Genomic DNA, 20,981 nt, shown 5'->3' on the forward strand with positions numbered 1-20,981 from the left:
GAAAGAAAAGGGATGATATTTTTTTGAATTGCTGCATTCAGGTGCAAAATACGGTATTTATTGCCAGACGGCAAAATTGATCATTAACTCAACCTATTTTTCAAATCTGGCAATTGTCTCTTATACTTTTCGGGATTATTTTCTTTCAATCTCTGCAAATTCTGCAACTTCCATTGAATAGAAGGAAAACGCTCAAAATTGTAAATGCTCCAGTCTGACTGAAGGCTTTGAATTGAAATCAGGAAAGCTTTATCATCATCGGTCAATGATCCATGGATTGTTTCAATAAGATTCTCTCTGGCTTTTTCAAAATCCTCATAACTGAAGGGCTCATTGGCCATGCCTTCAAATTGATTGACTAATGCAGCACGCTGATCAAGATAGTTAGGATAGAGCAATTCTTCCAATGGTCGGTTACTACTTAGGATGGCTAATAGCAACCCTTCTCTATGCTCATCAGTGAATTCAGTATTTTCTAAAAAGTACTTCACATCAAAAAGGTCTCGTGGATGCTGACGATCTAAGGCTGCACATATCTTACCGCCATAGAGTTGGCCCATACCAACGACAGGCACCTCACAAAAAGCCTCAAACTCTTCCTGTGCTTTTTCGCATAATGGCAGTATTTTGGGATCGTGCAAAGCTCCCCGGTTGGTTTGGTTAACTTCCAGTTTGATTTGCGCACCCTGATGGGCTATCAGAAGCTTAGAGGTTTCCTCAACGAGGGATATCTTGGCTTTTGGCAGGATAGTAAGAATATTTTCATTTATCCTGGAAAGGCCATCCGATATATTTTGTAATGAATCTTTTCTGTCTTCAATAGGAAGATAGGTCAGGTCAATATCTACGGATAAACGAGGCATATTGCGGACAAACAAATTGATGGCCGTGCCTCCGTGCAACGCAAAGATTTCTTCTTTAGCCACCTCCGGAAGCACATCCAGCAATAGAGCTACTTGCCTTTTGTAAGTTTCAGTGGCCATAATTTTCCAATTCTTGAGGTACGGTGATTTGATATTTAGCTACATAAGTTCCGTTTTTTACCAGGCTTCTTTTGCCGCTACCCAAATCTATCTGATCATGCTTCAAGTGATTAAACCAAGCATGGTTGGCTTTTTCCGCCAGGTACAGGAACAGCCTCTTCACCTTCACAGAAGTACAGGCTTCCAGTAGTGTTTGTACCTTGGCCGGTGGCAGATTGTTCAAACTCTCCATCAACTCATAACATTCTAGTAGTGGCTGTTCTTCCGGCACCAGGTAAAGGCATTCCATCATAGCCCGGGCTGCACTGGATATTTTGAGTTGGAAAGCGGCCTGGTCTATGGTAGTTAACCCCCTGCCAGGAGGAAGAAATGAGGTACTATAGTAATTGATCTCAACACCCCATTGGTATTGATTGAACCAGGCTGGTAATTTTTCATTTTTATCGCCAAAGAGAAAAACTTTTTTGGAGTTAAGTTCCAGATACTGCACTTTACCCAAGTAAGCCAGGGCTGACTTGGCACCTATATGTATGCTCATGCCTTTTTGAGATTGGAGAGCAAACAGGGCACCTGTAACATCCACCTTTTCCCCGGTTCGCTTCATAGCCCCCGAACCTATGGATTCTAACCACTTGCTTTTACGGTATCGCTTCTGCAAATCAAGGCTGTATCCTTTCTCGGTTAACCAAGAGGCTAATAGTACAACGCCAGGTGGTTGTAGCTGCAAGAGTTGGTTTATTTTAGATTCATTATGGGTACTCATAGTACTAATTTCGTGATAAAAATAAACCAATTCAAGTAATGGTTTAAAAAATATATGGTGTACGCACTAAAAGTACCTAAATAGTCGTCAAAATAAATCCTCCTTGGAAAACCACCTTATGACGAGAAAAACTACTTCCCATAACCAAAATGAAGATAAATCAATTTCACCTCCCAGGGGTACAAGAGCTTTCTCCTACTAGTATCTAGCCCCTTGATTTCTTTCATTTTTAACCTTAGTGTTTCTGAACTTACATTAAGTTTTTTAGCAAGATCTCCTTTGCTCATAAACTTCATGTTCAAATTTTCTTCGATCATTTTAAGACCATTTAGGGTGATTAAATATTTAAACTCCAAGGTTTTAGTGATATCACAGAAAACAACCTTTAGAACCGGTAAAATACACTTTATTCCACATTATTCCCTGACCAAAACAGGCTATCCCAGACCCATTTGGACTGCATAGAAAATAAATATTCATTTGGGTAAAAAAAGTAACTCAAATGCTTAAATGGATAGTAGGTGGAGCGGCCGCTTTTTTCGCAGGCCGGTATTTACTCAGGCTCAATCAAGCCTCTAAGACCATTGTGACCAGAACATCCCTGCAGGTCAACAAGGTCAGCCTGTCGGGCATTGAGCTTAAGGCAAACGTCCGTTTGCAAAATCCCAACCCGATCAACCTTTCCATTCAGTATCCTTTTGTCAATCTTACTTATAAAGATGCCTCTCTCGGTTCGTCTCAGGTCAAGGATGAAACCATCCAACTACCTGCCAATGGAGAAGAGTCCTTCAATATCACCATTCAGTCAGCTGGGTGGCTCTCGCTCATCCAGGTCTTAGGCACTGAACTCGTACAAAAAATCCGCAGTGGACAAGAAGCCGTGCTGGATGTGGTCTCCACGGTGACCACAAAAGTCAACGGTATCCCATACCAGCAGCAAGAAACCCTCAAACTCGCCATCTGATGCAAGCCCTGAAGAAACGACATATCGCCCCAGGCCATGCGTTTGACAAGCTTTTTCCTAAAAGTAGTGGTCAGGACAAGGTAATCCGTCCCGAAGGCAAGGCGCAGCTACACCACACCATCAACCTGATCAAACAGGTCGTAAGGGATACGAAGGGAGATACAGCCCTTTTGGCTAAAACCCTGAAAGGTAAAACGCTACAAGATACCTGCGAGAACATTTGGGATTTTGTCTACAACCACATTCAGTATGCCAGGGACAAAGCCGGGGTAGAACAGGTCAGGCGACCATCCCGCACCTGGACAGACCGCAAAACAGGCGTGGATTGTGACTGCTATTCGGTTTTTATTTCCAGCATACTTACCAACTTGGACATCCCGCACAAAGTACGAATCACCAAATACGGAATCAAGCCCTATTTCCAGCATATCTATCCCATTGTACCAAATGAGACTGGTTACTTCACGCTGGACTGTGTTACTGACCAGTTCAACTATGAAGTACCGTATTCGGAAGCCCGGGATTTTGATATAGACGACCGAAAACCTGTGGGCGAGATCAACGGCATCCGGGAAGTCAGTGGTGTAGATTCAGCCGACTTGCTCATCGATGGATTAGGTATCTATAACTTAAAGCAACCGAGGCTACCGCTTCGGCAAATTAGGAAGTTTGGTCATAAGCAAAACCAGATGACAACACCTGATATGCTAACCCTCCGAAAGGTGCCTGAACAGAAAATCTCATCCCAGCCGGTGTTGCAGCTAACACAAGCTCAGCCGAAGGTAGAGGTGGCACTTGCATTGGAAAAACAAACTGCACCGAGAGCCAAAGGCAAGATAATAGGCCTGGGACTCACGGGAAAAATATTTCTGGCTTTAGGAATAGGCTTAGGCGCTTATAAACTAACTGAAATTTTAACTTGATGAATTATGGAACTGCATAGATTAGATGGATTTACAGCTTCAGGACTGGATAATGTAGACATCCAGGACATAGATTTTGAAAGCCTTGAAGAGGGAGAAATGAGCGGCCAGCAGATTGAAGCCCTGGAAGCGCTCGGCTATGTTCAAAGCCCCGATATCGCTTACGAGATACAGGACGAAGACGGCAATGTGATCATGTATGCAGATGTGGAAGAGAATCTTTATGTAATAGATGGATTAGGCGAACTGGGTTTCTTAAAAAAGATTGGCCGGGGTTTAAAGAATGCCGCCAAGTTTGTCGGTAAAAAAGTAATCAAACCGGTAGCCAAAGGTGTATCCAATGCCGCCAAGTTTACAGCCAAGAAAGTGATCACACCAGTCGTGAAAACAGTGAACCGTTATCTGAACCCGGCTACCATATTACTAAGGAACGGCTTTTTACTGGCCATGAAAACCAACCTGATGAAAGTAGCAGAACGATTACGTTTCGGCTATCTCAGTGATTCCGAAGCCCGAAAGCGGGGCATGAGCATGAGTGGGTTTGTCAAGCTGAAAGAGGCTATCAAGAAAGCCGATAAGATTTATGAGTTGGCTGGTGGTAAAAAAGAGAACCTCAAAAAAGCCATTCTTACAGGAAAAGGCAATACCGATAAATCAGTGCCATTGAATGGTTTTGAGTTAGGAAGTCCGTTATCTGAGGTAGATGATTATGTGGATCCCTTTGAAAAGATGATTGTAGAGGCCGATGCCGATGAGGTGGAGCAATTACTGAATGACGGCATGGAAGTGGAAGGCCTGGGTGTAGTGGTGACGGGGACAGCTGTAGCGGCTGCTTCCGGAGCGGTGGCTTCCATCTCCGCTTTGCTGAGCAAGATTACCGGGGTGTTTGATAAGGCCAAGAAGACACAGTCTGATGTAAAGAACCTCGTAAGTACGGCTAAATCCTTTGTGCCTACTCCCACTAAACCTGGGGGTGGAGCCACTCCGGTGAAGCCACCGCAGCCTATTCCCAAGCCGCTGGTTAGGTTTAGCCAGCCTACCACTTCGCTGGTACGAAGGCCAGCCACAGCTACACAGTCCCCTGTGACCACTAAAATCACCTCAATGCCCAGTACGACCCCAACCACTACGGCCTTAGTCAGACGAGCACCGGCACCTTCCACTGAAGTACAAACCACGGACAAACCGGAAGAAAAGAATGGGTTCTTTCAAAAGAACAAAACACCCTTGCTTATCGGGGCAGGGGTTCTGGTAGCCGGAGGAGGTATCTATTATGTGGTTAAGCAATCCACAAGGACGAACAAGGGAAGGTCAAAATCAGTAGATGGAATCCCAAGAGATGCCAAAGGACGCTTTAAAAGTACTGGCAAGACAAAGACTAAAAAGAAAAGCGCCCGCAAGAAATCCAAGAGGCTGGTACCTACTGCGCTTCTGTAACTTGAATTAACAACTTAAAGATATCATCATGGAAAAGAAAGTTTTAATCAAAAATAGCCTGATTGAAACAGGTAAGAATCTCGGTTCAGGGCTAGTGGGCATGGTAGCCGGGTCAGCAGTCGGACGACATTCGCTATGGATCGGAGCCGCTACCATCTTTGGTGGTGCCTGGTACCAGTATGATTGGTTGACTTCAGCCGGAGTGGGTATGGTGGCTTCAAATGGCTTTGTCCAGCGAAATGAAGAAAACGTTTCTGGAATGGATGGCTTTCAGGATGAAGTAGCCAACGCCAAAAATAGGGCGTTATCCTCACTGAAGGCCCTGGGCAAGAAAGTATACCTGGACAAATTGTCTCCTTCACTGAGTGAAAAGCTTGGCCTTAATGGTTTGGAGGACGGTGAAATACTCATGCTTAACGGGGATATTGGTGATATCGGCAACTTCGATACTTCAGAAGTGGATGACATCATCCGCCAACTGGAAGATGGTAATGCGGATAACTTGATTGGGCAACCCGAGCTTCAAGGCGTTGATTCAGTGGGAGGACTTGGTGAGTTAGGCAATCCTGATATTGCAGAATTGAAGGGGGCAGATGCACTAGAAATCAATGCAGTAGCATAAGTGAAATTCCAAATTGCAAAAAGCAAATTCCAAAAGACTGAATTGGCTTCAAAGTAGGCTTTCAGTCCTCTAACACCTGATTAATTATCTAAATTCTAACATCTATAACATGGTACGGAAAAATTCAAGAGAACAGTTTCTCGAAATCGTTAATGCCCACCTTTCTTTGAGAGAGCAGGGTAAAAAGTTTGACCCAGCTATGGTGAAAGTAGCCGAAGGGATCAAAGAAGGACGGTTGATGTTGGCAGATGCTTCTTACTACTCAATAAAGAAAGCAGGAGGAAAGGCCAATATTAATATGTTTGAAACCCAGGATTCCAAAGAAATTGGAATCACTAATGTTACTCAAACTAAGTTGCCGAAAGATCGGCTGTTCCTTTGTAACAGGATCATATTACTGGCAGTAATCTTCGAAGGCGACTTGCCTGATAGTGAACTTGAACTTAAGAAAGTTCTAAAAATGGCTAATTTTGATTCTATCAAAAAAGTAGCGGGCCTTCAAAATGGAGTATTCACCTTCATGGCCAATAAGAAGATTATTATTGATGAAAGACCTATGCAGGAGTTCATTACAGATAACAATTTTCAGGTAAACCTAGGAACTTACATCCTGGAAAACCCAAGGTTTGTTAGAGATGATGAAGAGTTTGAGTTTACAATAGAATTAGGAGAGGATGCCCCGGAAAAAACACTTATTAAAGTCGTATTAGCTGGTACTTCCACGGTTCCAGCATAATCAAATTATTCATGGAAAATAAGACAAGAGAAGTACGAAAAACCTTCACTTTTCATATTGATGAGGCCAATAAGCCCTACACCCCGGTGAAGTGGGAGCTGCCTAAGAAGACTGCTTTTGTCAAGGGCCTGCAACTTACCTCTGACTTTCCCAATAAGTTGTACTATCGGGGCAGTCAGCGCATTGAAATTGGAGGCGATGAGCTTTTCCCGGAAGGCTTTGACAGCAAGATCCTGATCTCCAGCATCAGTGTGGCACCTCGGGAGCGGTTTTTTGATTTGGGTGAAGTGCAGCCTGGGGATTTGTCGGTTAAAGTGCGCTATGAGGACAAAGATCATGAGCGGGCGGTATTGGGCAATGGCTATCAGGTGTCGGTGGTGCTTTTATTGGAGGAGGAAATATGATCAGAAAAGTGATCCAGCAAATGACATTGGAAGGAGAAGCAGCAGAAAAGCTGTTGATCAAAAGGCATTTTGTGCCGGTGGAATTTTCCATTACCGAAAATGGGCAGTATAAGACCTTCAAAGAGAAAGTGCCGCATAGCAGTTGTAAGGTAGTGGGAGTTATCATTACCCACGGTGCCCCGGATCAGAAAATACACCATAACCGGGTATATGTCGGCAGTGCCCAGGATACCTACATCAATCAGGCGTTGGTCTGCGGTTTGCGGGATGACCTGATCGGAAGCCAGCCGGTGGTGTACCGAATTGAAGTAAAGGAAGGTGAAAAGCTGTATTACGCCCAACCTAAGCGACTGGAAATGGCCGAACTTAAATTGAACGATCAGAAGGATAAATTCAAGGATCCTGTAACAGTTGAAATCAGAGATTTCTGGACGGATTTTAAGGAAGACTATTGGGTATGGGAAAGCAAGTATGCCGGATTGGGCATGGTAAAACTGGAAGTGCATCCCGCACCTGAGAATTATGGTGATGGTGGCATCAATGACGATGAAGAAGATGATTACTAAGCGATGATACTGGGAGAATTAACTCTATTTAGCCCCAGGGGCATTGAGATGAAAACCGAAGTGATAGAACCCACTTCCATTTTCCGTGATCATGACCGCTTGAAGCAGGACCGTTACCTGTTCAACTTTGATACCAACTGCAACTTCAATGAGATTGAACTGAATGAGCCGATCCCGAATCTGCCCATTCATCCCTTGGATATAGAAATCAGTGGAGATTATGTGACCGGTGCATTTAAAGATGCCGGGTATACCTCCGGGCCTTATCAAGTAAGGCTCTGGTTGATGATTGATGAAAATCCTGAAGTGCTTAAGAATGACTGAAGAATTAGCCATACGATACATTCCCCAAAGGGTGCAGGAAAGAGGCTTTCAAATCTATCGCTTGGTATTTCAGGATTTAAACCTGGAGCCCCAGCAGGAAATCAGGCTGGCTGCCTTTAACGAACTCTGGATTTTGCTGGAAGCCGAATCCGGTATCCGGATCAGCTCGGACTTTGGCGAGTACGATTACAACAACCCAAAGCTTTCGGAAAACATTCATGAGCATGCGGACAGAATTGAAATCCTGAACCAATCATCTGTGCCCAGAAAAGTAAAGTTTATCCAGGTTATCTTAAAATGAGTGATATGGAAGCTGATAGAATACGAAAACCCGGATCGGTGCGACTGACCGATGAGCAGTACGAAGAAATGGAAGCACTGGGACTAGAGAATGAGAGTGCTTATGTGAAGTACAAATTAAGCGGAGCACAGAAGCATCTGCAGGTGCTGAGAGATAGCCCTACCCAGAATGGGGAAGAAAAACCGGGTCATATAAAAACTACTGCTGAATCAGTAGAAGATAAGTCTGCTTACGCCAAATCACTGGAAGACAAGCTGACATTGCAGAAGCTCTCATTAGAAAATGAGCAGCTCAAACAAAAGCTGGAAGAAATTTCCAGAAGTAAAGAGGAATCCCTCAGTGGTATTCACAACCAGGTAGAGGGGTTATTAAAAGATGAATTGCTCAAGCGGGATTTTGATACTTTAAAAAAAGAAAATGCCGGTTTGCTCAAGGACATAGAAAAGTTGGAGAAGGAGCTGGAAAAGTCCGAAGAAGCCCTGGAAGAAAAATCTGGTGAAATTGAAGAACTGGTCAAAAAACTCAGCCTGGTAGAACTGGGCAAGGTGCTTTTGCCGGGTGCCATTAATGGGCTGGCCACCAAGTATCCTAAAGAAATGCAAGGACTGGCCAGCACTCTGGGAAGCCTGAGCGGGGAAGATGTGAAGCAATTGCTCCCTGCAGCAAGTCTGTCTGAAGAGCAGCAAAACCTACTCAACATCGCTGAGTATTTCCGCGAGCTTTTTGACGATGAGCAGTTTGAGCAAGTCGTGCAGATGGTCAGCCAGCTTGGTGAGCAGGTGAAGGAAGATGAAACGATGATCAGCAAGGTCATCTACTATCTCAATCAAATGAGCAAGATCAGAAAAGCTCAAAAGACCCCCAATCAAGAAAAGCAAAATGAGCAAGTATAATGGAAGAATACAACTTCAATATCAAACTGAAAGCTAAAAACCAGGTGGAAGCGGGTCAGGTCAAAAAAGCTTTTGAAACTATGGTATCCACCTTTCAAGCCGAGGGCATCATCAAAATGGAGAAGATTTTCAAATCGGATGCCTTTGTGCGCAATGTGGTGAAGATGAAACTAGGAATTAAAAAGTAATGGCAGTACCAGCTATAGCATATAAAGCCGGGCAACTCGCATGGCAGAACCGCCCCCGAATCAGCATCAGCAGCCAGGTGACCTCTACTATTTTAGCAGTGGGTGCCGCGGCTGGGGTGTTTCTGGGAGTGAGGGCTGTGGTAAAAAACTTTAAACAAGGCATTCGGGAAAATCAGGCCCTGACCGAAGGCAACCCGGCCGCTTTTGCCACTCAACTCAAAATGGCTTTTGAGAATGACAACTATTTCGGCTGGGGCACTGATGAAGAAGCTGTATTTGCCGTACTGGAGACCATACCCACTAGCTCGGTTATGAACAAAGTGCAGCGGGCGTACCGTGATCTCTACGGACGAAACCTGGCTGCAGACCTGAAAGAAGAACTCTCTTCTGAAGAGTTTGCTACTGCATTACAGATTATTAATTCAAAACCCTGATCATGATGACCAATACACGAAAACGCAATACAAAATCAGCATCAGTAAGACGAAAACAACCGGTACCCAAACAAAAGGCAGGTGTTCAACGAAAATACATCATCTATGGCCTGGGAGCCGGGGCAGTATTGGGCGGTGGTTATCTCTTGTATAATTATTTGCAAGACCGAGCGGTGATGCAACGTGGACAAGGACTTACAGTCAACAATATCATCCCAGCATTGCCTGCCTCAGTCCCCCGAACCACAAGCAGTAGTTCCTTTCCACTAAGAAGCGGATCAAGAGGCGAACTGGTGAAACAGCTTCAACAAGGTTTGCTCAGGTTGGGCGGTGAAGCAGCCGGTCATATCCGCAGCACGAGCATCCGTCCGGATGGCACTCCTGATGGAGTGTTTGGTGGTGGAACAGAAAAAGCACTACGGGCAGCAGGCTATTCCACGTCTGTTTCGGAAAGCACCTTTAGCAAAATTGTAAGGAGCAACCCTGCTGCTCAAAGTAGTGCCGGCAGCAGCAAAACAGTAGCTGACGAGCTGATCAAAGCAGCAAACAGTCAGAACCTTTTTGCTGCCCTCAATGCCTTAAAGCAAATGCAAAACACCAGCGATTACCTGGAGGTAAGAAGTCATTTTGATACTGCTCGGGTCGGTGGCGTAAGGGTAACCAGTCCGGTCAATGCGTTGCTTAGTGTGGCCTTCAAAAACAATGAACCGGCCAAAGTGAAGATCAGGGCCGAGTTTATCCGGATAGGCTTGAAACAATCACCCACTGGCACCTGGACATTGTCCGGTCTTGGGACGTTGGAAACCATGCAAGACCTGCAACGCTATTTAAAAAACAGCCGGGTACTCGATGTGGCTATTACCCATAAACCTACCATGCTGCGCAATGGGAAAGGCGACTATATGTTGCCAGCCATTCCCCCTAAAACGGTGGTAGGCTACCTGGCCAATAATCATAAGGGTATAGCCCAGATCATTACCGAAAATGGGGTAACGGTATATGCCCCTTCACAAAACTTAAAACTGATATAACAATGAACAAACTCAAACAATGGATGAAAACAAATGTGGTTCCTGTTATCAAGTGGTTATGGAACTACCTAAAAGTATGGAGAGAATTATCCTCCATCCTGGTAGCGCTCTTTCTCTGGGCCAATAGTGCTTGGTTTCTCAGAAAAATAGATCCAACTGCCGCGACTTATGATGCCGGGGTATTCCAAATCTACTTGTTCGCTATCATCGGGCTGTTCCTTTTGCACGGAATAGTACGCATACTCATGAAGCTGATCTGGCCGACATCAGATCATTATCTTGATTCACAATTTGCTCAGGACTTTAACACCATCACATCATGGCAAAAGCTAAAACTTTCTACGTTTATCTTCTTTGCTTTCTTGTTTGCTGCAGTGCTGCTGGCCAGAACCCTGTAGGGCCTTTTGATATCAACCCTCAGCAGCATGCAAGTACTGCTGAGCTAAAAAATCAAATGAGGCAAAGACTCCAGCAAGTCTATCTCAGCCAGGTAGGTGTCCGTGAGCAAGGCGGAGCAAACCGGGGCAAACAGGTGGAGCAATATTTAGCTTCCGTAGGTTTTGGTCCGGGATTCAGTTGGTGCGCAGCTTTTGTAAGCTGGTGTTACCAGCAGGTGGATGTGGAGCACCCGCAAAGTGCATGGGTGCCGAGCTATGCCAGCAGGCATCACCTGATTTATAAAAGGGGTGAATTTTTAAAGCAGACACCTAGAGTTGGGGATGTGTTCCTGATTTGGTATGAGCGCCTCAAGCGTCCGGCTCATATCGGTTTTGTAGATCAATGGCAGGATACATGGGTAATCACGGTGGAAGGAAACACCAATGATGATGGCTCAAGAGAAGGTGATGGTGTATATCGCAAGCGCAGAATCCAGCGACAAGTGTGGGCGGTAAGCGATTTTGTAGATCAGTAATGCTCAGCAAAACCAGAAACATATTGCGCAGCAAAGGCTATCGGCTCTTTGAAAAGCCCTACGAGCTCAATATCGTAGCCTACCGGAGCAAGTATGTCCGCAGCAACCGTTTTGACGATGAAATTCATGTGTTTTATAAGAACGAGCTGGGTCAATGGGTCTACCATGTGTTCCAGGCTACCACCGATCCAGGGCAATATTGGCTTGACAATCCTATGCATCCACAAGGCACAGCTTTTCTCAAGAAGGGACAATATGTGAATGCCTATGCCATAGGACTGCATCGTGGTATTTACGAGGCGGTGGTTCAGGTAGAAGATGTTACTGTTATTCGTGATTATGATCGTAAAGGTATTTTTAATTGGTTTGAAAGCGGTTCCCCTGACACTGGTAAGTTCGGGATCAATATCCACCGAGCCAGACAATCTGGATCAGTGAAGGTTATTGATAGTTTCTCCGCTGGATGCCTGGTCTTTGCCAACACCGAAGATTACGAATTCTTTATGAAGCTGGCCAAAATCCATCGCAGTATGCATGGTAACCGTTTCACACTGACCCTGATTGACTTTCGGGATGAGCGCAGAAGAACCCTGAGCCTTGCCGCCTGGACTTCCATGATTGCTTCATCGGTAGCCGTAGTAGCCAATTCTTTTATTAACTCCAGACGCTATGAAGTTATCTAAAAACACAAAGAAGGCGGGACTGGCTCTGATTGGCTCTATGGCTGGGTTCTTGATGGCTAAACAGTTGAAAATTGAAGACTATTACCCGTTCATTTTGCTGGGTGGATTCTTGGGTAATACCATTGGCGAAGAGCTGATCCCGGAGGAATGCTATCCGCAGAATACCCTGGGGTATATAGACCGTAATGGACAACTTAAACTCATTCAGCTATGAAACTTGATCTTAATAAATTGTATGTGGTATACAAACCAACCCCGCATTCCGAAAAAGCCGATGTGTTTGATGGCCGACCAGATTCTCTAGCAGGACTCTTTCGTCAGGTGCAGGGCGGATTGAAAATAGAACAAGTCCACACCATCTATACCACACCTGCAGAGGCGGAGAAAGAAGCAATCCGCTTGCTCAAAAAGCCCAAAAAGAAAAGGCGCAAGCTTACTACACCAATTAAAAAGGGGCAAAGATATGCCATTTTCGGCAGTGAGGTCAAAGCTAGCGATAAATACCGGGTACAATCCAAGCCCAAAGTCTACCGGACGAAAAAAGAAGCAGAAACTGCACTCAGGCAGATGCTCAAAAAAGGTTGGAAGCGGTCGGAACTCAAAATTTTGAAATACTGATGAAGAAAAAAGTAGTCACATCGGGAAACAAGCCAATAGATAAGAAAGTGCGCTATGCGGTGTTCAATCGCAATGATCGTCTGATTAGCAAAGGAATGTACACCGCTAGCGAGATTCAGCAGTACCTCAACCAGAAAGCGCAGGAAGGCAAAAACTACTACGCCATTGAACTACAAGGGCTCAGCCGGAAGCTTACGGCAAAGGAGTTGAAGCCTTTGGAAAATAAGCTTAAAAATGGAGAAGATAGTTTTCCTACCAAAGACCTGACTGATTTGAAATCCCTGCTTAAAATCCTGAAAACCAAAGCCGCCTGGGAAGGCATGATCAAAGCTTACCACTTTGATACCGCCCTTCGTGAAGAAATCCCTTTGAGTATCTGGAAGAAAATGGGAGGAGATACGTTGTAACATGGAGAAAGCTGCATCCCATACCAACCCTCAGTCATCCTCGGCCCGGATGATGCCCATAGCCCTCCAGGATGAAGAAGCGCCAAAAATCAAGGCCTACTACAAATACGAGCTGGCCGAAATGTACCACGTCTGCACCAAAACCTTCTCGGCCTGGATCCATATGTATTTTGAGGAATTGCAGCAGTTCGGTTATACCAAACACACCAAGCTCCTTCGCCCGGAGATTGTGAGGTTTTTGTTTGAGCGGTTAGGGGAGCCTTAGTTTACCTAAGAACTCACCCAGTGATGTGCTAAACCGCTGATCAATAAAAATGCTATTATATTCAAAATAAGACTGAGAACTATGATTTCCTACATCATGGAATGTTGCGATACCCGAAAGTGCTTCGGCTACGAAGCTACTCATCGTATTAGTTAGAAATCCATTCAATAAAAATTAGACAAGAGCACTAATATGCTCCTGCCAAAGTTAGATCTTCAATGGGTGCAGTAGGTGCGTCCCTCTTGACAGCACTGATTCCATTCTCCATACCTGATCGAGTCACATACATCTCACTACGACCAATGATTTCACCATTGATAGCCTTTAAGTTAAAATAGTATTGGCCATTGACAGATTGTCTTCGATCATACCTGCTATCATAGGGAGCATTGGATTTGACTGAAGCTATGCCATTCAGACACCCTTGTTTGGTTTTGTACCCCTCACCATTCAGGATAATCTCACCATTTTTTGCTCTTAACCGATAATAATATTCGCTGTTGGCCGAGCTTTTGAATACTTGAAATTTTGGATTTTGCATAATTTTTTGAATTTTAAAGTTAAGAATGCTCTCACCCTTATACCAAAATCATTATAAACGCTTTTTGGTATAGCTTTATGAGACCCTAGTGAACTGGCAGGAATACGAAGACGAAACCACAGAAGATATCATCGAGTATATCAAAATGAAAGAAGATGATGGCTTTGAAGAAGCTGCACAAGCTGCCTTCCATGTGTTCTGTTTTCGTTTTGGTGAGGATCTGGTAAGAAAATGTGAGGTCATATGTAAAAATAATGGCCTTGATAAGCATGTGGCGGCCATGATATCACAGAGAACTTTTCACCGTTTTTGGAAATATCCTAAATATAACCATGAAAAATCAAGGGCAGCTGATTATGATACAGGTGTTAAATTTTATCTCTACAGAATTGCCCAAAGAGAACTGCTTAATTGGCGAAATGAGCAAAATTCTCCTTATACCGGTGAAGAAGAAATTGTTTGTGAAATGCCTGAGCCTGATTACAATAACTATGCTGTTGAAAAAAGGGGAGTTCTTAAAAAGCGGTATGAGATTGTTAAGAAGGCGCTTGATAGACTTTCCGAAAAACACCGAATTATATACTTAACTTATGAAGCGCATTTCGTAGAAGGGCATAACCTGCCTGGGCACTTGTTAAAAAGACTACGAGAAGAGCTTAATCTAACACAGAGCTCCGTCAGGTTTTACAGACATCAGGCAAATGAAAAAATAAAGGAGTACATAGAGATATATGGCTAAGGATAAGAAACATATCACTACCGATAATATTAATGAATGGCTTGGTTCTCTTGGCTTCCTCTTTCCAAGGGATCATCGTGAATTAGGTCGGTTTGATAAGCTGTATAAAGAATATGACCATGAGTTATCAGGAGATATACTCGATCCCAAGAAAATAATGGCAGGAGATTTTGAGAATATCCAGGTAGATGGGAGTGTGGAAGATCAAGGGACGACTCAAAACTGGAGGATGGCCGCCAGGAATTTCGAGAACATTCCGGAACATATTTTGAAGAAAATGAAGCGCAATCAAGACAATGGAGATACCGATTCAGAAGAAGAAACAAATTGAGCAGTTTACTGAATTCATTGTACGTGATTATTCAAATGGATATGTTACCGATCTCGAAAGTATAGCCCTTACAGAGGATATTCCTTGTTATTATGATCACTATGAAAAGTTCTTTGATGGCATGTTGCTATTTGATGGATCCAAATTCCACATTCATTTAAATATTGATCGTGGCAATGCACCTCAATCGAAGAGGAGCCGATTTACCTGGGCACATGAGCTTGGTCATTATTTTTTGGATGAACATCGTGAGGGCTTAAGGTCAGGCAAGTTCAAACCACATCCTTCTTTTACGAACCTGGTAAGAAATAATTTGATAGAAATGGAAGCAGATTATTTTGCTTCCTGCCTTCTCATACCATCGTATAAAATTAGAGACGCATCTCCTGGCAAGGGATTTTCATTTGGAACAATTATTAATCTATCTGATACATTTCAAACAAGTATACTGGCTACTCTTATTCGTTTTGCAGAGGTGGGATTTCATGAAATTTTTGTGGTAATATCTAAAGATAATATCGTGAAGTGGTTTTTAAGAAGTTCAGACTTTCCCAAGTACCCCTTTCGATTCAAAGTAGGAAGCAAACTACCACCGACTACTGTTGCAGGCGAGTCTTTCACAAAGGAAGATGCCAAATATTCAGAAATTGAGACGGTATATGTGGAGGATTGGTTTTATGCAAAAAATGGAGACCGGGAATTGAACGAACAATGCCTTTATATGGATCAATACGGTTATGTTATCAGCCTAATTTGGTTTGATTGATTTAGTTAAGCTTATATATGTCTAAATAAATGAATAATGAATTTCGAGGATTTTGAACTTCTTGCTAAGAAGCATTTAGAAAAGCTATTAAGAAATGACTTAAGAGGCAAGGTCAAAATTGAGCATCGAAAAAAGCTTATTTCTGAAGCCGGTAACCGCTATGAGATTGATCTATCTTATGATTTTGAAATCGGCAATGCACACTACCTCACTTTAGTGGAATGCAAACAATGGAATTCTAACGTGACCCGAGAAAAAATCGGCCACTTTAAGTCGGTATTGGTGGAACTTAAGGCCCATAAAGGTATTGTGATTACCACAAAGGGATTTCAAAAAGGGGCCATTGAATTCGCTAAAACCAATGGGATTGGGTTATTCAAAATATCCAATGACGACCAATTTGAAATGATTTCTCATTTTGTAGGCAATATTGAAGCTCTAGAATCACATTTGTTGAAAGTTGAAGACTTCAGCCCAAAATCAAAGACTTATTGTAACGGATTATTTTATCCATCCGATATTTTCGATTTTATCGAGAGAAGGTATGGAAAAGAAATCGCTGCATTCCTAATATCTGAAAACGAATCTCCGAGTGCCTCAGTGGTAAGCAAGCTCAGCGAATTGGGCTACGATTGGAATGTTGAATATGAAATTATTGAGACTGCTGGCCTGCATGCGAAATTGAGTAATGAAACTTTGTCGAGGATACTCAATATGAAAATTATGATAACTGGCACTGGCATTTAGATTTTTAATGGACTATTTAAAGCTATTTTGAAGTTCTTATAAATAGTCTTGGCAAGTTCAATTTTTTCTAGACCTAGGATCGAAGCAATATTTTCTATGGTGCTTTGAATATACAATGGTGAGTTATCATTATTATTCAGTTTAATAAATGGTCCATCTGACTCTGTTAAAAGACGGATTATTGGGATGTGTTTTATTATTTTTTGTCCATTTTTAGATCGGCACATCGCACTATTTATAGAGAAATAGAAGCCACTGGATATAGCTCTATCAAGATTTTGTAAGCTTCCTGAATACCAATGCAAAATAACCTTACCGGGAAATTTTTCTCCAATTCTGTCTATTACCTCCGCTTCACTTCCCCGTGAATGTATCGTTAATATTTTATTCCCAGCCTCTTGAGCTAATTTTACTACCTCATCGAAAACTTTCAACTGGGCATCACGGGATGCCGATGAGCATTTTTTTATATTGTCTAATCCCACTTCACCTATATAACGAGTTTCATGAATCAAATGCTTAAAAAGTGACAATTCTCGTATTCGTTGTTCTGCAAGTTCGGGATGTAGACCTATAGCGGGTCGGACATATTTCTTATTTTCAGTAATCTTTTTGGTATAGTGAAAAACAGAAGGGGTATTGGTGACTGCAATCGTATAAATCTTCTGTTTTTCAATTTTTTCCAGAATACTTATCGGATCGTTAATCAAATCTAAATGGAAATGGGTGTCAATCAGGTTCATGATTGAGCATTTAGAAAGTTATCTACTTCTTTCATCCCCCGATCGTAAATCCCAATGTACTTGGATAAATCTATTTTTTTATTGGGAAGCGGTCCGGATCGAAGAACATGAAATGAAAGATTTGGCTTATTATTTTTCAGACGACTTAATGCCATCTGAAATGCCCGGTAATCGCGCCCTATATCGTCCGTGTAGGGAGGTTGAGTTTGATTGATCTTGAACACATAGTGATCATCTCTATCGAGATTTGCATGTTTTAATGCCGCACGTCTAATAATACAAGGCGTACAATAACCACAATGCTTTTCATCATTTTTGCGTGCAATATTGATATGGACAGCATTGGGATGAGCACATGATACTGTCTCGTTATAATATTTCTCTATTAGGGCTCGGTTTTTTGAATTTTTAATCATTTCACCTTTGGTCAAAAACTGGTAAGGATTAATTATTTCATTTCCTACTCCAATAGTTTTCAATACTTTACCCAGGGTATTTAAGAAATGCGGATGTGTGGTGCGTGTGCTTGAACTACCTATCCTTGAGGATGTTAGTGGGATATTTAATGAAATTAAGCCGTTTTCAGGTATATAAAGCGGGATTTCATTACCATAAGCACTAGCTACTGCAATGCCCAATCCTATGAATAATATTGATCTTGCCCGAGAACTAGACTCTTTTCCGTATTTATTGTGTTTCTGAACCGGTTGGGCATTAAAAAGAAATTCTTCAATATGTTTATCAGAATACTCTTTTCTTAATGTTTGAATTAAGCTCTCTTGAGCTGAATTTTCATAACCTTGCGATTTATGATGCCCTACCACAGCTATGTCATTTCCCTCCGCCAAAAGATCTGTTACTCCAATAAATGAATCTAGACCGCCCGAAAGCAGTGATACTTTTGATACTGTTTTTACAACATGCGCATTGTCATTTTTTTCCTTAGCAGATCGCTTTCTCAGAAATATTTCCCAATAATCGCCAGTTAAAAAATTTAGTGCATTTTGCAAGTCTTCTAATGCTGTCTGCCATTTTTCATGATCCACTACTGGTAGATACAATTTGAAATATCGGCTCCAGTTGTCAAATCCATAAGTATCACGAGAAACTAGTTGATCCGCAGTGTATACTGATACTGCTGCATTCAGTAATTCCAATGCTTCATCCGATGGAGTTAGTTTTTTTTGCTCAAAAATCCGGTAGATATTTTCTGAGAGGGTTTTATCCGATTGATGGGCATCTTCGGCCGGAATGAAAATATTCTTCTCATGAGTCGATTCTGATACCGTAAACTTGTCTTCCGCACCGTCCCGGAATATTATATTGAATGCAATCATGATTCTAGGGTTTGATAAGCCTCATAAAATATATTTTCTATTAACTCCTTACCACTGCCTTCAGCAAAATCCATATTCAGGACATCTTGGTCTTCAAAATCATAGTCCACAGCCGCTTTAATATGCTCCTTCATCTCAGTCTCTTTTCTTGTAGCTTCTCCAGGGGTTAGACTATGCTTTTCAATGCATAAGCTCAACTCCTGTAACCACCGTTCGTAGATATAAGCTTTGACACTATCTAAGATGGCTTCTCGAATATCAGTTGCATTTAAAGCGTCTAATTTGCTTAGGTTATCATCAGCCAATTCATATTTATCATAAAGCATGTTAAGTGCATCGACGATAGCCTGCCGAGCATCGGCCTCTTCATTTGATGTACCTGTTGGAGCTATGGCATCAACTATTCCGGCAAACACGACACTGGCGGACTCACCAATTAAATCACCTAATCCTAGGTTCCTTAATGTCTGGTTAATACCGTCCCTGGCAACATTTCCAAGAAACCCACCAAATGCGGACACAGCTCTTTTCCCACTAGAGGAAGAGCGTGTTGCTTTTTTCGCACCCCCTAATGACCTCACATAAGATTTTGATGCATTTCTCACAGAGGAACCCGAACCTCCATTAACATAGCGGGATAACGAGTTTTTTGCACCCGCATAATTGCCGGAAAGTTTATCTTCCTCTGTAGTTTCAGAAGAATTTGTTTCATTTGATTTATCCTTTTCTTCTTCATTATCGGTTTGAATGTTATCTACTGAATCTTCGTCCGCCCAAGGAGGTAGCAGAGAAGGCCTTCCTTTTGGCCCACCGAATGAACTTGAGGTTCCCATGCTATTTGCTTTGTTTTATTCTACTCTTGGCAATCTTTGCCAAATCGCTATTTTCTTCATTTTCAGCCCATGCCTTAATTATTACCGCCCCATCTTGTTGATAATCTGTATTTTTTACAATGCTCAATAGCATTGTCACAATAGAACTCGGAATTATTTTTACTGGAAGGGGTTTTAAAAACGTGAGTAGTTGAGACAGTAGTTCTCCCCGTTCTTTTGTCCAGGAAAAAATTAGTTTAAAGTTGTTGATTGATCCATCGCTATCACTCTCTTGTAATAATTTTGTCTTTAGTTCCTCAAATATTGATGATGCATCAGAAGGGCTTAACGTAGATGCTTCTTGAAGAGCAGCCTTTTCAAATGCTTCACTTCCCGAGGTTAGCTTATGAAATATATCGAGCGCCTGAGAGCTCATTTGTTGCTTAATATTGGTTCCTGAATTCAGCCTGTCGCGAGAAAAATAAAAGTATGAGCTAAGGTCTACACCAGATAAATAAGGTTTTGCCTTTATCCAACTTTGTATCCAATCATCTTTAATCCAGATATCGATTTCGGCATTTGTTTTTGAAACATCATTTTCATTTTTTTCTTTTTGCCCATCGGCAACCAACTTTTTCTCCAACATCTGAATTTCTTTCGGCTTTCCTGATTGTTCTGCTTGAAATTGATGGAGTCGTATGAAAGTTTCTTTTTTGAAGTATTCAAGCAGCATCAATTTGGCCAATATCCGCATTTCCAGAGTGATATTCTTTGACTTAGCCATACCAATTCTCATCATGAGCATATTCATAAATCTTTTGGATTGCCTGGGATTTCCATCTAATCCTACCGTCAAAACTGATTTAATTTGTTGAGTAATAAGCAAAGCTTTTTGTAACTCGTCAGGGATGTCGCCCATGATTTCCTGAGCTTGTTGATAATCGAATTTTCTACCCAACGAATTATTTGATGAAGTATTAATGACTTCTTCTCTTACTGCAAGAAAGTCTTCTTCACTCTTCGAATAAAGTTTGACAAACAAGAGATTGATATAAGTTTCTAATTCAGACTCATTGAGACGTGGCAGTCGGATGGGAAATTGAATTAATTTTTCTAAATAGGCACTAGCTACTTCTAATCCTCTACCTGGAACTTCAGGGAACCTTCTTCGTACTGCATATTCTATAATTTTTTCATCTGCACAGATGACAAAAGCTGAATTGGGTACGTACAAAAAGAGTTTGATCGCTTCCAAGGTATCTATCACGGTATCTGTATTGCATCTGTCTAGATCATCAATAAAGATTACCAATTTGTCAACCTCAAGCTTCTTCAAAAGACAGGCAAAATCCTGAATAAACTTTCTAATACTCATTCTCAAGGATTTCTGCTTATCTTCCTTAGGCTCCTTTTTTTCTTTGATATAATCATCCGGATTCACCTGTTTGGCTAAGTTGATAAGATCGTCCATTCCGGTAATTGCCAGGCCAGCAGGCCCCGCAGTGGCAAA

At 42.3% G+C, this 20,981-nt stretch carries 32 protein-coding genes; 24 read left to right on the top strand and 8 right to left on the bottom strand.

Going from position 1 to position 20,981, the window contains the following annotated elements:
• Positions 1–83: 83 nt before the first annotated feature.
• From E1163_RS22830 to E1163_RS30695, 3 genes are all read right to left on the bottom strand, one after another.
• Positions 84–983 (bottom strand): nucleotidyl transferase AbiEii/AbiGii toxin family protein, encoded by a 900-nt coding sequence (locus tag E1163_RS22830; RefSeq protein WP_155174791.1) that lies wholly within the window; start codon positions 981–983, stop codon positions 84–86.
• The gene (locus E1163_RS22835) at positions 973–1,746 is read right to left on the bottom strand and encodes a type IV toxin-antitoxin system AbiEi family antitoxin (protein ID WP_155174792.1); all 774 of its coding nucleotides are present in this window, start codon (positions 1,744–1,746) and stop codon (positions 973–975) included. The genes E1163_RS22830 and E1163_RS22835 overlap by 11 nt, the downstream gene beginning before the upstream one ends.
• A gap of 131 nt (positions 1,747–1,877) precedes the next feature.
• On the bottom strand, positions 1,878–2,063 hold the full coding sequence (locus E1163_RS30695) for a hypothetical protein (protein ID WP_185156183.1): 186 nt from the start codon (positions 2,061–2,063) through the stop codon (positions 1,878–1,880).
• A 185-nt stretch (positions 2,064–2,248) separates the two neighbouring features.
• On the opposite strand from E1163_RS30695, the gene E1163_RS22840 reads away from it, so the two are divergent.
• The 20 genes from E1163_RS22840 to E1163_RS22935 all read left to right on the top strand — a co-directional run bounded on the left by E1163_RS22840 (position 2,249) and on the right by E1163_RS22935 (position 13,455).
• On the top strand, positions 2,249–2,710 hold the full coding sequence (locus E1163_RS22840; RefSeq protein ID WP_155174793.1) for an LEA/WHy family protein: 462 nt from the start codon (positions 2,249–2,251) through the stop codon (positions 2,708–2,710).
• The gene (locus E1163_RS30700; RefSeq protein ID WP_185156181.1) at positions 2,710–3,633 is read left to right on the top strand and encodes a transglutaminase-like domain-containing protein; all 924 of its coding nucleotides are present in this window, start codon (positions 2,710–2,712) and stop codon (positions 3,631–3,633) included. The genes E1163_RS22840 and E1163_RS30700 overlap by 1 nt, the downstream gene beginning before the upstream one ends.
• 6 nt (positions 3,634–3,639) lie before the next feature.
• Positions 3,640–5,070 (top strand): hypothetical protein, encoded by a 1,431-nt coding sequence (locus tag E1163_RS22850; RefSeq protein ID WP_155174794.1) that lies wholly within the window; start codon positions 3,640–3,642, stop codon positions 5,068–5,070.
• 28 nt (positions 5,071–5,098) lie between these two features.
• Positions 5,099–5,692 (top strand): hypothetical protein, encoded by a 594-nt coding sequence (locus E1163_RS22855; RefSeq protein ID WP_155174795.1) that lies wholly within the window; start codon positions 5,099–5,101, stop codon positions 5,690–5,692.
• Between the two features lie 109 nt (positions 5,693–5,801).
• The gene (locus tag E1163_RS22860; RefSeq protein ID WP_155174796.1) at positions 5,802–6,428 is read left to right on the top strand and encodes a hypothetical protein; all 627 of its coding nucleotides are present in this window, start codon (positions 5,802–5,804) and stop codon (positions 6,426–6,428) included.
• 11 nt (positions 6,429–6,439) lie between these two features.
• Complete coding sequence (locus E1163_RS22865; RefSeq protein ID WP_155174797.1) at positions 6,440–6,832, top strand: hypothetical protein; 393 nt, start codon at positions 6,440–6,442, stop codon at positions 6,830–6,832.
• Positions 6,829–7,398 (top strand): hypothetical protein, encoded by a 570-nt coding sequence (locus E1163_RS22870; RefSeq protein WP_155174798.1) that lies wholly within the window; start codon positions 6,829–6,831, stop codon positions 7,396–7,398. The genes E1163_RS22865 and E1163_RS22870 overlap by 4 nt, the downstream gene beginning before the upstream one ends.
• A 48-nt stretch (positions 7,399–7,446) precedes the next feature.
• Complete coding sequence (locus E1163_RS22875) at positions 7,447–7,722, top strand: hypothetical protein (protein WP_155174799.1); 276 nt, start codon at positions 7,447–7,449, stop codon at positions 7,720–7,722.
• Complete coding sequence (locus E1163_RS22880; protein ID WP_155174800.1) at positions 7,715–8,023, top strand: hypothetical protein; 309 nt, start codon at positions 7,715–7,717, stop codon at positions 8,021–8,023. Before E1163_RS22875 ends, E1163_RS22880 begins: the two co-directional genes overlap by 8 nt.
• A gap of 5 nt (positions 8,024–8,028) precedes the next feature.
• The gene (locus E1163_RS22885) at positions 8,029–8,916 is read left to right on the top strand and encodes a hypothetical protein (RefSeq protein ID WP_155174801.1); all 888 of its coding nucleotides are present in this window, start codon (positions 8,029–8,031) and stop codon (positions 8,914–8,916) included.
• Entirely contained in the window at positions 8,916–9,104 is a 189-nt protein-coding gene (locus E1163_RS22890) for a hypothetical protein (protein ID WP_155174802.1), read from the top strand. The genes E1163_RS22885 and E1163_RS22890 overlap by 1 nt, the downstream gene beginning before the upstream one ends.
• Positions 9,104–9,538, top strand: coding sequence for a hypothetical protein (locus E1163_RS22895; RefSeq protein ID WP_155174803.1), 435 nt, complete (start codon positions 9,104–9,106; stop codon positions 9,536–9,538). The genes E1163_RS22890 and E1163_RS22895 overlap by 1 nt, the downstream gene beginning before the upstream one ends.
• 2 nt (positions 9,539–9,540) lie before the next feature.
• Positions 9,541–10,569 (top strand): peptidoglycan-binding domain-containing protein, encoded by a 1,029-nt coding sequence (locus tag E1163_RS22900; protein WP_155174804.1) that lies wholly within the window; start codon positions 9,541–9,543, stop codon positions 10,567–10,569.
• Positions 10,570–10,571: 2 nt separating this feature from the next.
• Positions 10,572–10,967 (top strand): hypothetical protein, encoded by a 396-nt coding sequence (locus E1163_RS22905; protein ID WP_155174805.1) that lies wholly within the window; start codon positions 10,572–10,574, stop codon positions 10,965–10,967.
• A gap of 56 nt (positions 10,968–11,023) precedes the next feature.
• Entirely contained in the window at positions 11,024–11,482 is a 459-nt protein-coding gene (locus E1163_RS22910; RefSeq protein WP_240425943.1) for a CHAP domain-containing protein, read from the top strand.
• Positions 11,482–12,165, top strand: coding sequence for a hypothetical protein (locus E1163_RS22915; protein ID WP_155174807.1), 684 nt, complete (start codon positions 11,482–11,484; stop codon positions 12,163–12,165). Before E1163_RS22910 ends, E1163_RS22915 begins: the two co-directional genes overlap by 1 nt.
• On the top strand, positions 12,152–12,379 hold the full coding sequence (locus tag E1163_RS22920; protein ID WP_155174808.1) for a hypothetical protein: 228 nt from the start codon (positions 12,152–12,154) through the stop codon (positions 12,377–12,379). Before E1163_RS22915 ends, E1163_RS22920 begins: the two co-directional genes overlap by 14 nt.
• The gene (locus E1163_RS22925; RefSeq protein ID WP_155174809.1) at positions 12,376–12,783 is read left to right on the top strand and encodes a hypothetical protein; all 408 of its coding nucleotides are present in this window, start codon (positions 12,376–12,378) and stop codon (positions 12,781–12,783) included. Before E1163_RS22920 ends, E1163_RS22925 begins: the two co-directional genes overlap by 4 nt.
• Complete coding sequence (locus E1163_RS22930) at positions 12,783–13,190, top strand: hypothetical protein (protein ID WP_155174810.1); 408 nt, start codon at positions 12,783–12,785, stop codon at positions 13,188–13,190. Before E1163_RS22925 ends, E1163_RS22930 begins: the two co-directional genes overlap by 1 nt.
• Position 13,191: 1 nt before the next feature.
• The gene (locus E1163_RS22935; RefSeq protein WP_221418068.1) at positions 13,192–13,455 is read left to right on the top strand and encodes a DUF4248 domain-containing protein; all 264 of its coding nucleotides are present in this window, start codon (positions 13,192–13,194) and stop codon (positions 13,453–13,455) included.
• A 187-nt stretch (positions 13,456–13,642) separates the two neighbouring features.
• On the opposite strand, the gene E1163_RS22940 is transcribed toward E1163_RS22935, so the two are convergent.
• Positions 13,643–13,996 (bottom strand): YegP family protein, encoded by a 354-nt coding sequence (locus E1163_RS22940; RefSeq protein ID WP_155174811.1) that lies wholly within the window; start codon positions 13,994–13,996, stop codon positions 13,643–13,645.
• A gap of 88 nt (positions 13,997–14,084) precedes the next feature.
• On the opposite strand from E1163_RS22940, the gene E1163_RS22945 reads away from it, so the two are divergent.
• From E1163_RS22945 to E1163_RS22960, 4 genes are read left to right on the top strand one after another with little or no spacing between them, the layout of a single operon-like run.
• A complete protein-coding gene (locus tag E1163_RS22945) occupies positions 14,085–14,735 on the top strand; it encodes an RNA polymerase sigma factor (RefSeq protein ID WP_155174812.1) in 651 nt (216 codons plus the stop codon).
• Positions 14,728–15,066, top strand: coding sequence for a hypothetical protein (locus E1163_RS22950; protein WP_155174813.1), 339 nt, complete (start codon positions 14,728–14,730; stop codon positions 15,064–15,066). The genes E1163_RS22945 and E1163_RS22950 overlap by 8 nt, the downstream gene beginning before the upstream one ends.
• Positions 15,032–15,832 (top strand): ImmA/IrrE family metallo-endopeptidase, encoded by an 801-nt coding sequence (locus E1163_RS22955; RefSeq protein WP_155174814.1) that lies wholly within the window; start codon positions 15,032–15,034, stop codon positions 15,830–15,832. The genes E1163_RS22950 and E1163_RS22955 overlap by 35 nt, the downstream gene beginning before the upstream one ends.
• A 36-nt stretch (positions 15,833–15,868) precedes the next feature.
• Positions 15,869–16,579 (top strand): restriction endonuclease, encoded by a 711-nt coding sequence (locus tag E1163_RS22960; protein ID WP_155174815.1) that lies wholly within the window; start codon positions 15,869–15,871, stop codon positions 16,577–16,579.
• Here the strand turns inward: E1163_RS22960 and qatD are convergent.
• The 4 genes from qatD to E1163_RS22980 all read right to left on the bottom strand — a co-directional run.
• Positions 16,576–17,322 carry a Qat anti-phage system TatD family nuclease QatD gene (qatD, locus tag E1163_RS22965; protein ID WP_155174816.1) on the bottom strand — a complete coding sequence of 249 codons (747 nt, stop codon included), beginning with the start codon at positions 17,320–17,322 and terminating at the stop codon, positions 16,576–16,578. The two genes, E1163_RS22960 and qatD, sit on opposite strands and share 4 nt — an antisense overlap.
• Positions 17,319–18,659 carry a Qat anti-phage system QueC-like protein QatC gene (gene qatC, locus E1163_RS22970; protein ID WP_155174817.1) on the bottom strand — a complete coding sequence of 447 codons (1,341 nt, stop codon included), beginning with the start codon at positions 18,657–18,659 and terminating at the stop codon, positions 17,319–17,321. Before qatC ends, qatD begins: the two co-directional genes overlap by 4 nt.
• Positions 18,656–19,492 carry a Qat anti-phage system associated protein QatB gene (gene qatB / locus E1163_RS22975; protein WP_155174818.1) on the bottom strand — a complete coding sequence of 279 codons (837 nt, stop codon included), beginning with the start codon at positions 19,490–19,492 and terminating at the stop codon, positions 18,656–18,658. Before qatB ends, qatC begins: the two co-directional genes overlap by 4 nt.
• A gap of 1 nt (position 19,493) precedes the next feature.
• On the bottom strand, positions 19,494–20,981 hold a 1,488-nt coding region (locus E1163_RS22980; RefSeq protein ID WP_155174819.1), incomplete at its 5' end, for a KAP family P-loop NTPase fold protein.

Source organism: Fulvivirga kasyanovii (genome assembly GCF_009711405.1).
Taxonomy (GTDB): Bacteria; Bacteroidota; Bacteroidia; order Cytophagales; family Cyclobacteriaceae; genus Fulvivirga; species Fulvivirga kasyanovii.